Consider the following 14,828-nt stretch of genomic DNA (forward strand, 5'->3'; position numbering starts at 1 on the left):
CGGGGATAAGAACACGCTTTTTATAGCGTCATGACCAACGTAAGACAGTTATGAAAGATTCTGAGATCCTGATGAACCCCAACGATCTGGTCCGTTTTCTCAAGAAGGATCCCGCGGAGTTTACCAAGGAGGATATCATCCGGTTCTGCGAGGCGAACGGGATTGAGATGGTCAACTTCCGCTACGCAGCCGAGGACGGCAAGCTCAAGACCCTTAACTTCGTCATCTCCTCAAAGGACCACCTTGACGCCATCCTCTCGGACGGCGAACGCGTCGACGGCAGCAACCTCTTTTCATTCATTGAGGCCGGGAGCAGCGACCTGTACGTGATTCCCCGCTACCGGACGGCCTTTGTCAATCCCTTTGCCGAGGTGCCGACACTGGAGCTCCTCTGCTCGTTCTACGGTGCCGATGGGAAGCCGCTTGAGAGCTCCCCCGAGTACGTGCTCCGCAAGGCCAACGAGGAGTTCACCCGCCGGACCGGGTACACCTTCAAGACCCTTGGCGAGCTCGAATACTACGTCATCGCTCCCCGCGAGGACCTCTACCCGGGCCGCGACCAGAAAGGCTACCACTCGGCCGAACCCTTCGTCAAGTTCGCGGATCTGCGGGATGAGGCGATGCGCCTTATCGCCCGTGCCGGCGGAAAGATCAAGTACGGCCACTCGGAGGTCGGCTGTTTCTATGCCGACGACCTCTACTACGAGCAGCACGAGATCGAGTTCCTGCCGATGCCGGCGGAGCAGGCGGTCGAGCAGTTGATCGTCGCCAAGTGGATCCTGCGGATGCTCGGCTACCAGTACGGCGTCGATATCAGCTTCGCCCCGAAGATCACCGTCGGCAAGGCAGGGAGCGGCATGCACTTCCATATGCTCGTCGAGAAGGACGGCCAGAACCTGACCGTCGAGGGCGGCAAGTTGAGTCCGCTCGCCCGGAAGATGATCGCCGGCATCCTTGACGTTTCCGATGCCCTGACGGCCTTCGGAAACACCATCCCGACCTCCTATCTCCGTCTCGTCCCCCACCAGGAAGCCCCGACGACGATCTGCTGGGGCGACCGCAACCGCTCGGTCGTTGTCCGCGTGCCCCTCGGCTGGATCGGTGCCGAAGACATGGCCCACGATGCCAATCCCTGCGAGGAAGCGTGGCAGGAGAAGCGGCCGTCGAAGCAGACGTTCGAGTACCGGGTCGCCGACGGTTCGGCCGATCCCTACCTGACCGTCGCCGGCCTCATCGTGGCGTCGCTGCACGGGATCGAGATGCCCAATGCGCTCGAGATGGCTGAGCGGCTCTACGTCAGCGGCAACATCTTCCGGCCCGAGTTCCGTGAACGCCTCGCGGAGCTCAAGCAGCTCCCGGCCTCCTGTGTCGAGTCCGCCGAGGCGCTCGAGGCAAAGCGTGCGATCTTTGAGAAGGACGGTGTCTTCCCGGCAGGGATGATCGACAGCCGGATCGCCAACTTGAAGGCCTACAATGACCGCGGGCTGAGCGAGAGGCTCTACGGCAACAACGAAGCCATCCGGGAACTGGTCAACCAGTACCTCCATGTGGCATGAGAGACGGAGAGCCGACTCTCGATATACTTTTTAATCAGCAGAATACGGGCTCCTCTCCGGGGGAGTATTCTCTCTTTTGACCGATGGTTCGGCACGGGCAAGTTATTATTACGGGGGAATCCAGAGAGGGTGACTCCCGGGAGTGAGCGGGATCCCCGGCCGATGCCGTTGAGGTCGTGCGAAACCGCGGTGGTCCGCGCACGCCCGGGCGATGGAGGAACGCGTATGCGAGGTGGAGCAGAAGAGAGTATGGCAGGAGAGGCGGGACCGGTCACGTTTACCTGCTACCGCATCACCCCCGGGGAAGAAGAGGTTCCCGAGGAAGGTATGAACACCTATAGCGTCGTTGTGCTGCTGCCCGATGGGGATGTCAGGCATCAGATCGTCTGGGCCCGGGCCCCGGAGGATATAGGTGATGCGATCCGGGTACCTCCCGGCTCACGGGTGATCATGACCGAGATGAAGAGCCCCATAATCTGGGACAGCGAGCCGATGGAAGAGAAAGAGGCGGCTGTCAAGGCCGCACCGACTCCCTGACCATTTTTAGGTGCGCTGTCTGGATCTCTTAAGTACGCAGGCTCGACGGTAGCGCTTTTGACCCTGCCGTGGACCCGAGGATGCCCTGAGAGGACGGCGCGTCATCCTCAGAGTCTCCTGGCGTTGAGGAGCATGGAGACCACCCCGACCATGGAGACCCCGATGATCGCGAACGTGACCTGTCTATTGAACCCTCCAGTACGGATGGGTGCCGCCCCTCCCGGCTTCGTCCGGGATATCCCGCAAGGTAGATGCGGACAGCAGTTCCACTCCAGGTATCGAGACGGCCGGAGAGTTCACAAGGCTGCCCGCGCCATCGAGAGGTATATGTGGGATGACGTCCCCCGTTCCGCAGGTGATCGGATGGTGAATGTTGCTGGGCAGCAGATGGAAAGACCCACGGAGTACAGCGCAGTCAACCTGCTGAAGGATGCCGGGGTGGACGCCGAACGGTGGAACCGGATCCCGGATGAGGCGACGATCAAAAGGACGGTCGAAGCGATTGAAGCACGAAACATCAGGGTGATTATTGTTGATACGGCAGATGAGGCGCTTCAAGCGGTCATTGACCTGATCCCCGGAGGGGCCGAGGTCATGAACGGCTACTCGACGACCCTGATCGAGATGGGTTTTGACCGGGTCCTTGAGGAGAACCCGAAAGGGTGGCGGGACTACCATGCGGTCATCACGGCCGAGAACGACACCGAGAAGCGGCACGCACTCCGCCGAAAGAGCGTCGCGGCCGAGTACTTCCTCTCCGGCGTCCAGGCGATCGCAGAGACCGGGGAACTCGTCGCGTGCGACAAGACCGGGAGCCGGACGGGGGCCTGGCCTCACGCGGCGGCACACCTCGTCCTCGTCTCGGGGGCAAATAAGATCGTGCCGACCCTTGAGGACGCCCTCCGGCGGTGCCGGGAGTACTGCCTGCCGCTTGAGAACCAGCGTGCGCAGCGTGCCTACGGGATCGGGAGTTATATCGGCAAGTACGTCATCCTCGACCGTGAGGAGACCGACGGGAGAGTCACGCTCATCCTGATCCGCCAGCCGCTCGGGTACTGAAATCCGGCCGTCCTGCCAGGGGAGAGGATCGACGTCCTCATGACAGGCGTTTGCCCGACCACCCTTTTTTGGGTCAACCGCATCCCTCCCTCTCCTCGTGGTCCTGCAGATCTTCGCGAGAGAAGATTGAGGCGCGCCGGGACTCTGGAGCCGAGCGGTGAAACTTCCAGCCGCCGTTTACTCCCAAACTCCCTACGCCCTCACCGGAGATGGCGGACGGCTTTGAGCGGCGGCATCGTGGTGAACGGAGGTGGCCCATCCCTCATCCCGGTCACGCTGGACCCGATGAGCGGCGGATCTTTTTCATCTTTTCGGGTTTGGTATATCAAAACACGCGTGCCAGTTTGATCATGGAGATCGCAGAGATCCTCGACTTCACTGTTCCGCTCTCCAGTATCACGCTTGAGAGGGTTGTTCTTGCCATACTCGTCGCGATCATCGGATGGATTGTGGTGAAGGTGCTCACGTCCACCTTCACAACAGCGCTCTCGCGGGCGTCAAACCTCCCCGGCCTGGTCGTCGAGTTCCTGGCCAGGTTCTTCTCGGTCCTGCTCTATGTAATTCTCGCCCTCATCGTCCTTGCGGCGTTAGGGGTTGACATCTCCTCCATGGTGCTCGGGCTCTCGGCGGTGATCGGGCTGATCCTCGGTTTCGGCCTCCAGGATTCAATCAACAACCTCGCTGCCGGGGTCTGGCTTGCGGCATTCCGCCCCATCGATAAGGATGAGTTCGTCGAGGTCAAAGGCATATCCGGCAAAGTAGTCTCGGTCGGCATCTTGGCGACCGAACTGCTCAAGCCCGACAACACCTACATCACCATCCCGAACTCCCTTGTCTGGGGAAACCCTGTGATCAACTCCTCCAGGATGGAGACCCGCCGCGTCGAGGTCAAGGTCGGGGTTGCCTATGACAGCGATCTCGATACGGCAATCCGGGTCGCCACCGATCTCGCGGCGGCCCACGAGAAGGTGCTCCCGTCGCCGAAACCTGCGGTCGTCGTCACAGAACTCGGCGACTCTTCGGTGGTCCTTGCTCTGCGGGCGTGGACGAAGACGTCCGATGTGGGGGGCGTGCAGGGGGACTTAAACCGCGGTATCCTCCGGGCGTTTCGAGAGGCCGGCATCGAGATCCCCTTCCCGCAACTGGACGTTCACCTGACGGGGGCAGAATAGGCCCTCCTTTCCCCCTCACCGGGTGCGTGCGAAGTCGATGAAACCGTTGTAGGGGTCGGTCGAAAGCAGGCGGACCAGGATCCTCTGCCCGACCCTGAGCCCCTGCTCGCCGAGGACCACTTTTCCCTCGGCCGGCGGGTCGATCAGCCGAACGTAGGTTCCTTTCTCCGAAGCCCCGGTGACGAACGCCTCAAACGTCTCCCCGATCCTCTCCCGGAGGAGGACTGCGGCCGCAGCCTTCCGGACGAAGCGTTCGACCTTCTGCGATGCCTTATCCCGGTCGGTGAGGTGGAGGGCGAGGTCGTCGAGTTCTTCACCGGTATACGGGCATTCATCCCCCTCGATGACCGATTTGATCAGCCGCTGGATGATGATGTCGACGTAGCGCCGGTTCGGGGCGGTGCCGTGGGTGTAGTCGGTGACGGCGAGGGCGAAGTGGCCGATCGGTTGGTCGCCGGGCCGGAACGCGACGTACTCCCCTGCCCCCATAAGTTTCACGACCGTAAGAGAGAGGTCCGGAAAGCGGTCGGGGTCGGCTGTTTTCTGCCGGAGAAGGAACCTGGTGAGCGCTCGAGCGTCCGGCTCAGCCGGCAGGGCCTCACCGCGATCCGCCGCTTCCCGGACGATCCCGTCCCAGTTCTTCGGTGTGCGGACGACCCGGTGGATCATGGGTAGACCGGCACCGTTCAGGAATGCGGTTATGGTGCCGTTTGCCGCGACCATGAACTCCTCGATGAGGCACCGGGCAAGGTTCTGCTCCTGGACGACAAGCCCCCGGACCTGGCCGTCCACCACGAGCGGTTCTGCCTCGATTGTCTCGAGGGCGAGCGCCCCCCTCTCCGTCCGGCGCCTCCTCATCCGTACCGCAGCCTCGTGCTGGAGGAGGATCTGCTCTTCGAGGCCCGGCGTCTCTGCGACTGTGCTGGGGACGGGCCCCTTCCCTTCCAGCCAGTCGCCGACCTCTTCGTAGACGAGCTTTGCGTGGTTTGCGACGATCGCCCGGTAGATCTCGCCGGGTCTCGTGCTCCCGTCGGGGAGGACGGTATACTCGATGACGATCGCCAGTCTCTCCCGGCCGGGGAGGAGCGAGGTGAGGTCGGCCGAGAACCGGTCGGGGAGCATGGGGAACGTCGTCACACCGGTGTAGACCGATGTCCCGTTGTGGGCGGCGTGCCGGTCGGTCGCCGAGTCTTTCGGGACGCGGGAGTCGACGTCGGCGATCGCGACCCGGACGTGGATCTCCCCGCCCTGCCCCTCCTCGCAGACCTCGATCTGGTCAAGGTCCATGGAGTCGTGGTTGTCGATCGAGGACCAGAGGAGCGAGCGGAGATCCCGGAGATTGCCGCCCGGGTCAAAAGGCGCTTTTTCGCTAAGAGCGGAAACTTCCCGGAGGACAGCCGGCGGGAATGCCGGGGCAAAGCCGTACTGCTGCATCGCCGTCCACGCGATGCCCTTGAGATTGACGGGGGGCTGGTCCTGCATCGTGTGAAGATCTCTTTTATGGCATATATAGGAGATGAAGTGCGCCCGGTCACCCCACCTCTTTCTCCCACCAGACCGCCGCGGTCGGCCGGACGGTCCTCTCGACGTACTTCCCGGACTCGGTCCGGCGAAGCGTTCGGCCAAAGTGGTCCACGACCACCGAGAGGTCCTCCATCCCTGGGTTGTGCATCGCCGCCCAGGTCCGGGCGGCCTCTTCGACGGAGTCGTAGACCGCATCCCAGACGGCGTGATAGATCCGGACGTTCGGGTAGATCCCGGCGTCGTGGAGGATGTTGACGAGGTAGATATAGTCCGGGTAGCCCCGTCCGGCAGCCGCCTCCTCCCCAAAGACCGCTCGATAGAGCGCCATCTCCTCGGGGCCCCGCCACTCGCCTGCGTGCCAGAAGAGGTAGACCGCCCGGCGGGCCGCAGCGTCGAGTTTTTCCAGAGCTGCTGCAAGATCGTAGAACCCGAGTGAGAACGCCGCAATGACGACGTCGTGCGGCTCGACGTCCCTCCCGATCACGGTCTCCTCCCAGCGCATCGTGACCGTGGAGTAGTTTGTAAGCCCCTCCGCCGCCATCCGCTCCCGGAGGATGGAGAGCATCCCCTCCGAGGGGTCGAGTGCCGTAACATGGGCGGCGGTCCGGGCGATCGGCACGGCAAGCCTCCCGGTTCCTGCGCCCACATCGAGTACGGTCTCGCCCGGCCGCACCCGAAGGATCGCGAGTTCCTGCTTGGTCGCCTCTTTCTCGTCGCGGCTGACCCTTTGGTAGGATGCGGCGCGCCTGTCCCAGTGGGCTGCGGGATCGCGCCCTTTCTCGACGCGTTCGGGCGAGCTTGAGTATATTGCCTTCCAGAGCTCGTTCCAGTCGATGATCCGATGCATGAATGTTCACTCTCCCCGGAGCGGCATAAACACTCGGGATCTGTCCCTCTCTGGCCACAGAGCAGCCCCCGTACCGGGCTGATGCCGGCCGATCATCCTGGCGGGAGTAGCCTTATGTAGGGTGAACCGCTCCTTGCAGGACAGTGGTGCCGATGAAGACTGCCAGAAGAACGAGGTCTGTGGAGCTCTTCTTCCTGCTGGTCTTTCTGCTCTCCCTTCCCGTATACCTGCTCCGTCTCGTTCCTCCGTACAGCCTTCTCATGGTCTTTAATCCCTTCATCGCGGCCTCGATCCTCACCAGCCGGGAGGAGGGGTTGAGCGGTGTGCGGCGCCTGTGGAAGAGAACCTTTGATTACAGAAGGATCCGGCGAAAGGTCTGGTACATCCCCATCCTTCTCCTGATGCCGGCAGCGATGGCCCTGCAGTATGGGTTGATGAGACTGATGGGCGAATCCATCCCCCGTCTGCAGTTTCCGCTCCTGATGATACCCGTCTATTTTGTGGCCTTCTTCATCCTCGCGATCGGTGAAGAGGTGGGCTGGTCGGGATACGCCCTCGATCCGCTGCAGGAGCGGTGGGGTGCTCTCCCTGCGGGCGTCATCCTCGGGGCGGTCTGGGCCCTGTGGCACCTCGTACCCTACGCCCTCCTGCATCCGCCCCTCTGGGTGGCGGGCCAGTGCCTTGCGACGGTGATGGCACGCGTCCTCATGGTCTGGATCTACAATAACACCGGGGGAAGCGTCTTTGGCATGATCCTCTTCCATGCCATGATCAACATGGGTTCGGTTCCCGACTACGGCTTCCGGTATGATCCCGTCCTGGTCGGCCCCATCCTGGCTCTCATGGCCGCGGTTGTGGTCTTCCTGTGGGGTCCAGAGACCCTGGCCCGTTATTGGTATGGCTGAGCTGACCCGTGGAGTAAGTAATATCCACCGGCACCCGGAATCGGTTACCTCGCCTTCTCGGCATTGCGCCTGGCGGGATGGGTCTAGGGTTGAACGGGGTGCTATCTCTCCTCGAAACGCTTTTTAACGGCCGCCAGCTCCTTGGTGCTCAGCATGCTCTCTGTAAGTGCATAGAGCATTTCCCTCGCTTCTTTCGGGGCGCCCTCCGCTCGTTCAAAGACTGTGCGGAGCTCGTCAGGATCGTATGCCGGGACCATGATCTTGAGCAGATATCCGGCATCTTCTGGAGTGATATCCCGCATGCCGCTCAGGTAGCCACCGAGAGCTCCCAGCAGTTCGTCCTCGGTGGCCGGCCTCCACAACGCGGGCTGAATATCCTCTTCCTCTCTATCGAGGTGGGCGAGATACCCTGCGATGAACCTGTTCAAGGCCCGGTAGTGCTCTAGACCTATCTCCCCAAGCCTCTCGAAGTCTTCAGGCAGGGCCCTGATCTCCTCTAAATGATTTATCAGGTTCTCGAACTGCTCGGAATGCAGGCGGTGCTCTTCCTCCAGATCTCTCGCCCCTCCTGGAATCCGCCTCGACAAAAGGGGGTGGATGAACGTCTCTTCAGCCTCTATATGGATCCGGAGTTGCTCTCGAAACGCCGCAAGGAGGTCGTTGAGCCTCTCCAATGAACTCTCCTCGCTATAATCGGTCCTCCCGGCTTGAATTGCCATCGTGTAGAGAGCATAGCGGTGGGCTTTGTGAATTGATGTGTACAGGTCGGTCTGCCGGACCATTTTTGCCACCCCGGGGTGACCTCCCTTGAGTGCATACGCCTTAAAACCATGGGTTCGGCATCCGTCTGCGTATGCCGTCACCAAATTGGAGAAAAAGAGATTGACTCTCCCCGCCACTCAGTTCCTGAAGCTATGAACCGGTGCGGGGATCCGTCCGCCGCGGTTGATGAAGTCGGCGCAGCCGAACCTGTTCACCGGCTGGATCGGTGCGCGGCCGAGAAGCCCCCCGAACTCGACGATATCGCCGACATTCTTCCCGATCACCGGGATCAGCCTGACAGCAGTGGTTTTATTGTTGATCATCCCGATCGCGGCCTCGTCCGCGATGATCCCGGATATCGTCGAGGCAGGTGTGTCGCCCGGGATCGCGATCATATCGAGGCCGACCGAGCATACGCAGGTCATCGCCTCGAGTTTCTCGAGCGTGAGGGCGCCTCGGTTCACCGCATCGATCATCCCCTGGTCCTCGCTGACCGGGATGAACGCACCCGAGAGTCCGCCGACAAAGGAACTTGCCATGATCCCGCCCTTCTTCACCTGGTCGGTCAGGAGGGCAAGCGCGGCCGTCGTCCCCGGTGCACCGGCCGATTCAAGCCCCATCTCCTCGAGGATCCCGGCGACGCTGTCCCCGACGGAGGGTGTCGGAGCGAGGGAGAGGTCGACGATCCCGAACGGGATCCCGAGCCGCCTCGAGGCCTCCAGGGCGACGAGCTGCCCGGCGCGGGTGACCTTGAAGGCCGTCTTCTTGACAGTCTCGCAGAGGACCTCGAAGTTTTCTCCCCGGACGCTCTCGAGCGCGTGCTTGATGACCCCCGGGCCGCTCACGCCGACGTTGATGACCGCGTCCGCCTCGGAGACCCCGTGAAACGCTCCCGCCATGAACGGGTTGTCGTCGGGGGCGTTGCAGAAGACGACCAGTTTCGTGCAGCCGATGGAGTTCTGCTCCTTCGTCGCCTCGGCCGTCTCCCGCACGATCTCCCCCATCAGTTTCACGGCGTCCATGTTGATCCCGGTCTTTGTCGAGCCGACGTTGACCGAGCTGCAGACCCTCTCGGTCGAGGCGAGGGCTGCCGGGATCGAGCGGATGAGGGCTTCATCGATCGGGGTCATGCCCTTCGAGACGATCGCCGAGTAACCCCCTATGAAGTTCACCCCTGTGTCCCGTGCAGCCCGATCGAGCGTCTTTGCGACCTCTACAAAGTCTTCCTGAGTCTCGCAGGCCCGCCCGCAGACCAGTGCGATGGGGGTCACGGCGATCCGCTTGTTCACGATCGGGATCCCGTACTCGATCTCGATCTCCCTCCCGGTCGAGACGAGGTCTCTTGCCAGCCGGGTGATCTTTTCGTATATATTCTGGTTTAGGGTGTCGAGATCGGCGTCGCAGCAGTCGAGGAGGCTGATGCCGAGCGTGATCGTCCGGACATCGAGCTTCTCCTGCTCGATCATCTGATTTGTCTCGTTCACCTCAAAGAACGTGACCATGGCGATACCTCAGATTCGGTGCATTTTCGTAAAGATCTCTTCCCGCTGGCACCGGATCTTGACCCCGATCGCATCGCCGAGTTCTTCGAGTTCGGTCACCATCTCGGCGTACGGTTTTGACGACCTGCTTGTATCGACGATCATCATCATATTGAAGTAGCCCTGGACGATCGTCTGCGAAATATCTTCGACATTGACCTGGTTATCGGCGAGGTAGGTGCAGACCTTCGCGATGATCCCGATGGCGTCCTTTCCGACGACAGTAATGATAGTCTTACTCATGCTCTTGCCCTGTTATGGTATTGGCTCTCCCCAGGGATTAATCCAGTTCTAACAATATGGAAGGAACTGGTCGGCCCTCCCTGAAACTGAGGAGGTATGGTTACTCCTTTGGGCCGACCACTCCTCGCATCCGAGATCATCACCTGACCGCCTGGGATTGCAGTTGCCATTTTGGGCCCCCCGATCCCCGGAGAATAGTCCAAATACGTTTGCAGCGGATCAGTATCTCGTATGGTATCCGGCATCGGAATAAAGGCGCGGGCATTTGCCGAACTGATACGGCTTGACCTGGCCTTTGGTGCCGGTTTCTTCCTCGTGGCCGGACTGGTCCTTGCCCTTGGAATGATGCCCCCGCCGGAGATGGCCCTTGCCGGTTTTATCATGCTCTTTTGCATTTCAGGGGCAGCAAATATCTCAAACGATTATTTCGACCGGGAAGTCGACCGGATCAATCGGCGAGACCGCCCTCTTCCCTCGGGGAGGGTGACCACACACGAACTCTGGGGCCTGTTCTCTATCTCCACCCTCTTTGGGCTTGTTGCCACTGCATTCTTCGGTCTTTCAGTGCTGGCTCTTGTCATTCTCCTCTGGTTTGTTTCGCTACTCTACAATGTCAAAATAAAGGATTACGGCCTCGCAGGCAACCTTGTCGTCGCATTCTGCGTCGGCATGACCATCGTTACCGGGGGGATAACGGTAGGGGCGGTGAGCGGCCCCGTGCTGCTCTTTGGGGTCCTGGCATTCATCTTCGACCTCGGCGAGGAGATCGCGTCCGATGCCATGGATCTTGAAGGAGATAGCCTGCAAGCCTCGCAGAGCCTTGCGAAGACAAGGGGCAGGAAGTTCGCGCTCCGGACCGCAGGCATCCTTTTTGCAACGTTCTTTCTGCTGACCCTGGTTCCTTTCTTCACCGGCTGGTTCGGGTACGGGTACCTGCTCCTTGCCGTCATCCTGGATCTCTGGATGATCCGGTGCACCGTCCGTCTTCTCACGGACCGTTCAATCGAAGAGGGCCGTATGCAGGTCCGGCGGCTCTATCTCTCGTGGGGAGCCTTCGTGATTGCGCTGGTTATTTACCGGATCCTTATAGGGCCCTCCTGAGAGCCTCCGGAACTGACAGCAACCCGGGCTGCAAACTTAGCCGAACGCGGGCTCCTGCTCTTTGAGTTGACCAGCTCGTCTGCGGCGAACGCGTGTGCGGCCGTGCCGGGGCCGAACGCCGCTGGTGTCCCTCCCCCTAAACGCATCTCGTTTTGCTGCCGATGACGGCGAGAGCCGGTTGTGTGATGCGCTCTGCCTCAGCCTCGCCAAACCTCCATTCCAGCAGTGCCTGCACTTCCAGCTCGAACGAGGTCCCGGCATCGATAATCGCCTGTTCGAACATTCCAGGCGCCACCCTGTCGAGCAGAGGGCGATACCCGGCTCCAAAGCGTGCGAACGTATCCGGCATCCTCTATGTTTGGGTCAGAGGACTGGATTTATGCAACACGGCACCGCCTCAGATAGGCATAAATATCCGGCGTGTTATGGGCACGCTCTCAAAGGAGGGGATCACGCTGTGAGGAAAAGAGTTATTTTGAGAGGGTTTGTCTGCGTTTGTCTTGCCCTGCTGGCTGTTACATCCGGTGTGGCGGCGCAGCAGACACAACCTTCTGTAATGAATAATACTACCGCCCCATTGGTCTATTCCCTGGAGGAGTTCGAACTCAGGACAGCCATGGACAAGCTATGGACCGAGCATGTTGTCTGGACACGTATGTACATCATATCATCGCTTGAGGACGCTCCGGATACCAATGCCACCGCAGCACGGCTCCTCTCGAATCAGGAGGATATTGGCGATGCCATCAAGCCCTTTTACGGAGAGGAGGCCGGGGATAACCTGACCGCATTGCTAAAGGAGCATATCCTGATTGCGGTTGATATCATTGAGGCTGTGAAGGCGGAGAACACATCACAGGTGGAAGCCGATTCGGCGCGGTGGAACCAGAATGCAGATGAGATCGCTGTATTCCTTGCTGATCTGAATCCATACTTCGAAGAATCGGCCATAAGGGAAGCGCTATACATGCACCTGGCGATGACGAACGATGAAGTCGTTGCACGCGTAAATGGAAACTACACCGCTGATATCGAAGCCTACGATGAGATCTACGATCAAATTCTCGATCTCTCGGATACGCTATCAGATGGGATTGTGCAGCAGTTCCCGGAGCGATTCGGGAAATAATTTTTTGGTGTGCCGGCCGCCTCTGGAATTTGCTCTGGCGGCCCGGCACCCGTCTCCGGGAGCGCCTCCCTATCGTTGTGAATTTCAGGACGAACACTTACGACAGCAACGGGAACCCGAGAGCGGTCATCGAGCGGTTCAGCGATGATATCTACATTTTTTACAAAAGAGGCATTTTTGACAGGATTTTTCGCCGCATCCAGCTGATGAATTCTAAAAATAGTTAAACTGATGGATCATTCCATTGCAACGAAGGCAGATTTGCCAACCTTGGCATAGACCCCGCAGACCGGGCAGATATAATCATCCGGCAAATCCTGGAACGCAGTGCCGGGTGCGATGCCGTTCTTGGGTTCTCCCCGTTCGGGATCGTATATGTAACCGCAGACGACGCACAGATACCTCCCTGACCTCGCAGCAAGGGCTTCAAAGGCGGTCTTTCCGGCTCCACATACCGGGCAGGCATAGTCAGCAGGAAGGTCCGTAAACGCAGTCCCTGGTACGATACTCTGGTGCGGTTCTCCCCGCTCGGGGTCATAGATGTACCCGCACACAACACATTTATACGGCTGAGCCTTTTTTCCCATAGCCCTCTCCTCTGTATCGCTCTGGATACAACGACTTCGCATATGGCAAAGGTTATGATAAAGCTATGTATAGGCAGAGAAGAACAGCGCCGGGCACTAGCCACTGCCGACCCCGCCCGATACCTCACTTCGTTCAACCTCGCCCGGGAAGGCGATCACCCTCTTCGGGCCGACGGTTCAGGTGCGCCTGAATCCTGTCCGGCCAGCGCACCCTCGCATCGCTAAGGCTCCGTCAGGAACCCGGTGGCCGGACGGACGAGCAGTTCATGACGTCTTTTCGATCAGGGGTTTCCTGTTGCGCCCAGGTATTTCGAGCTGCCTGCCTCTGGTGTTCAGGCCCGCCTCGCGCTTACGGCAACGAGGATGGTCCCGACAACGAAAACAATCGCTCCGGAAGCTGCCCAGGACGGGGATGGGCCGACGATCTCCTCGCAGTTTGCGATGCAGAGGATCGGACGGATCCGGAGGATTCCTGTGCCCTGCAGGAACCACAGCAGGCCGAGAAAAGCCATAAATGCGCCGATAATTGTCCCTGCAATCTGTCTTGCACTCATGCTCGATCGAGCGCCGTTCATCGATATTCGATAAAATACCTTCTCCCTTGCAGGGTTGTGATACAGCCCGACGCACATTCTGGGCTATGGGTGCGGTAGGCATGTCGGACGGCTGCACAATTTGTCAAACAACCTTCATCTCTCCTGAAATCCCACAAGGATATCAATAAAGGGTCCCGGGAGCAGCATGGATCATCGGAAGAACATCGTCCTCATCGGGATGCCCGGTGCGGGGAAGAGCACCGTGGGCGTCGTCCTTGCAAAAACCATCGGCATGCAGTTCATCGATACGGATATCCTGATCCAGGAGCGGACCGGGAGGAAACTCCAGGAGATCCTCGATCAGGACGGGCCGGATGCATTCAAGCGGATCGAGGAGGAGACGATTCTCTCCCTCCACCCTCGCCGTGCGGTGATCGCGACCGGCGGGAGCGTGGTCTGCAGCGAGGCTGCGATGGCGCACTTAAAATCGATAGGGGTGGTCGTGTACCTCAAGATCGGATACGACGAGATGGTAAAACGGCTCAGGAACATCACAACACGGGGGATCCTGCTCCTTCCGGGCCAGAGCCTCCGCGAGATGTACGAAGAGCGTGTCCCGCTCTATGAGAGGTATGCCGACCTCACCGCCCCGTGTTCGGGCCGGGATCTTGAGTCCGTTCTTGAAAGCGTGCTCGAGGCGCTGTGAGATCCGGGGATGCCGGATACCCCCTTCGAGCCCGGGCTTAGTGCCGTGGTCGAAGGTTACAGAACCCACGCGGCGCTACCGTACGAGATATCCGGCGAGATATCGCAGGTAACAACGATCATGCATATCGAGTATCCCGAGATCGGCGTCTGCGGGCTCTCCTGCCGGCTCTGCCCCATGTACAACACTGAAGCGGAGAGCAGGTGTTTCGGGTGCAAGAGTCCGACCAGGATGGCCGTCGGCTGCCCGTTCATCAGATGCGCCGTGAAGAGGAGGGGGATCGAGTTCTGCTGGGAGTGCGACGAGAGCGAGACGTGCGAGAAGTGGAAAAACCACAGGGAAGCCGGTAAAGTACGCGACTCTTTCAAGTGCTACCAGACGCTCGAGGCGGATATCTCGTTCATCTCCCGGCACGGGGTATCCGAATTCCAGAAGATTCAGGAGCGGCGGGGGTTGTTGCTTGAGGAGATGCTGAACAACTTCAACGAAGGCCGCTCGAAGAGTTACTACTGCATCGCTGCAACCGTTCTGGAACCTGGAGAACTTGAGGAAGCGCTCTCCCGGGCAAAAGAAGAGTCCGGGGGGCTTGATATCAGGGCGAGGTCGAAGGTTCTTCACCGGAT

The 14,828-nt window shown here is 60.0% G+C and carries 17 protein-coding genes; 9 read left to right on the forward strand and 8 right to left on the reverse strand.

Going from position 1 to position 14,828, the window contains the following annotated elements; all coding sequences use genetic code 11:
- Positions 1-50: 50 nt before the first annotated feature.
- The 4 genes from ACI94_RS08200 (at position 51) to ACI94_RS08215 (ending at position 4,324) form a co-directional block, all read left to right on the forward strand.
- On the forward strand, positions 51-1,556 hold the full coding sequence (locus tag ACI94_RS08200) for a glutamine synthetase family protein (RefSeq protein WP_066955769.1): 1,506 nt from the start codon (positions 51-53) through the stop codon (positions 1,554-1,556).
- A gap of 225 nt (positions 1,557-1,781) precedes the next feature.
- Entirely contained in the window at positions 1,782-2,093 is a 312-nt protein-coding gene (locus ACI94_RS08205) for a hypothetical protein (protein WP_066955772.1), read from the forward strand.
- A gap of 132 nt (positions 2,094-2,225) precedes the next feature.
- Positions 2,226-3,152 (forward strand): lactate utilization protein, encoded by a 927-nt coding sequence (locus ACI94_RS08210; RefSeq protein ID WP_273259311.1) that lies wholly within the window; start codon positions 2,226-2,228, stop codon positions 3,150-3,152.
- A gap of 350 nt (positions 3,153-3,502) precedes the next feature.
- On the forward strand, positions 3,503-4,324 hold the full coding sequence (locus ACI94_RS08215; RefSeq protein ID WP_066955775.1) for a mechanosensitive ion channel family protein: 822 nt from the start codon (positions 3,503-3,505) through the stop codon (positions 4,322-4,324).
- A 15-nt stretch (positions 4,325-4,339) separates the two neighbouring features.
- Here ACI94_RS08215 and ACI94_RS08220 read toward each other — a convergent pair whose 3' ends face one another.
- Positions 4,340-5,806 carry an RNB domain-containing ribonuclease gene (locus ACI94_RS08220; RefSeq protein WP_066955777.1) on the reverse strand — a complete coding sequence of 489 codons (1,467 nt, stop codon included), beginning with the start codon at positions 5,804-5,806 and terminating at the stop codon, positions 4,340-4,342.
- A 49-nt stretch (positions 5,807-5,855) separates the two neighbouring features.
- Positions 5,856-6,695, reverse strand: a complete 840-nt coding sequence (locus tag ACI94_RS08225) for a class I SAM-dependent methyltransferase (protein ID WP_066955780.1) — start codon at positions 6,693-6,695, stop codon at positions 5,856-5,858.
- A 152-nt stretch (positions 6,696-6,847) separates the two neighbouring features.
- Here ACI94_RS08225 and ACI94_RS08230 point away from each other — a divergent pair, with 152 nt between their 5' ends.
- Entirely contained in the window at positions 6,848-7,600 is a 753-nt protein-coding gene (locus ACI94_RS08230) for a CPBP family intramembrane glutamic endopeptidase (protein ID WP_201784938.1), read from the forward strand.
- 101 nt (positions 7,601-7,701) lie between these two features.
- Here ACI94_RS08230 and ACI94_RS08235 read toward each other — a convergent pair whose 3' ends face one another.
- The 3 genes from ACI94_RS08235 to ACI94_RS08245 form a co-directional block, all read right to left on the reverse strand.
- Positions 7,702-8,382 carry a hemerythrin domain-containing protein gene (locus ACI94_RS08235; RefSeq protein ID WP_286681292.1) on the reverse strand — a complete coding sequence of 227 codons (681 nt, stop codon included), beginning with the start codon at positions 8,380-8,382 and terminating at the stop codon, positions 7,702-7,704.
- Between the two features lie 117 nt (positions 8,383-8,499).
- Positions 8,500-9,864 carry a PFL family protein gene (locus ACI94_RS08240; protein WP_066955785.1) on the reverse strand — a complete coding sequence of 455 codons (1,365 nt, stop codon included), beginning with the start codon at positions 9,862-9,864 and terminating at the stop codon, positions 8,500-8,502.
- 9 nt (positions 9,865-9,873) lie between these two features.
- Complete coding sequence (locus tag ACI94_RS08245; RefSeq protein WP_066955788.1) at positions 9,874-10,146, reverse strand: ACT domain-containing protein; 273 nt, start codon at positions 10,144-10,146, stop codon at positions 9,874-9,876.
- A gap of 231 nt (positions 10,147-10,377) precedes the next feature.
- Here ACI94_RS08245 and ACI94_RS08250 point away from each other — a divergent pair, with 231 nt between their 5' ends.
- Positions 10,378-11,247, forward strand: a complete 870-nt coding sequence (locus tag ACI94_RS08250) for a UbiA family prenyltransferase (RefSeq protein ID WP_066955790.1) — start codon at positions 10,378-10,380, stop codon at positions 11,245-11,247.
- A 136-nt stretch (positions 11,248-11,383) separates the two neighbouring features.
- Here ACI94_RS08250 and ACI94_RS08255 read toward each other — a convergent pair whose 3' ends face one another.
- On the reverse strand, positions 11,384-11,530 hold the full coding sequence (locus tag ACI94_RS08255) for a hypothetical protein (protein WP_161937568.1): 147 nt from the start codon (positions 11,528-11,530) through the stop codon (positions 11,384-11,386).
- Positions 11,531-11,626: 96 nt separating this feature from the next.
- On the opposite strand from ACI94_RS08255, the gene ACI94_RS08260 reads away from it, so the two are divergent.
- Positions 11,627-12,376, forward strand: coding sequence for a hypothetical protein (locus tag ACI94_RS08260; protein ID WP_286681293.1), 750 nt, complete (start codon positions 11,627-11,629; stop codon positions 12,374-12,376).
- 236 nt (positions 12,377-12,612) lie between these two features.
- On the opposite strand, the gene ACI94_RS08265 is transcribed toward ACI94_RS08260, so the two are convergent.
- Both ACI94_RS08265 and ACI94_RS08270 read right to left on the reverse strand, forming a co-directional pair.
- Positions 12,613-12,963 (reverse strand): rubredoxin, encoded by a 351-nt coding sequence (locus ACI94_RS08265; RefSeq protein ID WP_066955801.1) that lies wholly within the window; start codon positions 12,961-12,963, stop codon positions 12,613-12,615.
- Between the two features lie 332 nt (positions 12,964-13,295).
- Positions 13,296-13,517 (reverse strand): hypothetical protein, encoded by a 222-nt coding sequence (locus ACI94_RS08270; RefSeq protein ID WP_066956906.1) that lies wholly within the window; start codon positions 13,515-13,517, stop codon positions 13,296-13,298.
- A gap of 187 nt (positions 13,518-13,704) precedes the next feature.
- On the opposite strand from ACI94_RS08270, the gene ACI94_RS08275 reads away from it, so the two are divergent.
- Both ACI94_RS08275 and ACI94_RS08280 read left to right on the forward strand, forming a co-directional pair.
- Positions 13,705-14,205, forward strand: a complete 501-nt coding sequence (locus tag ACI94_RS08275; RefSeq protein ID WP_066955804.1) for a shikimate kinase — start codon at positions 13,705-13,707, stop codon at positions 14,203-14,205.
- Positions 14,206-14,214: 9 nt separating this feature from the next.
- Positions 14,215-14,828, forward strand: a 614-nt coding sequence (locus tag ACI94_RS08280; protein ID WP_286681294.1) for a DUF3795 domain-containing protein, incomplete at its 3' end; no start/stop codon positions are given.

It is taken from the genome of Methanoculleus sp. DTU007, from assembly GCF_001512385.1.
GTDB classification, from domain to species: domain Archaea; phylum Halobacteriota; class Methanomicrobia; order Methanomicrobiales; family Methanoculleaceae; genus Methanoculleus; species Methanoculleus thermophilus.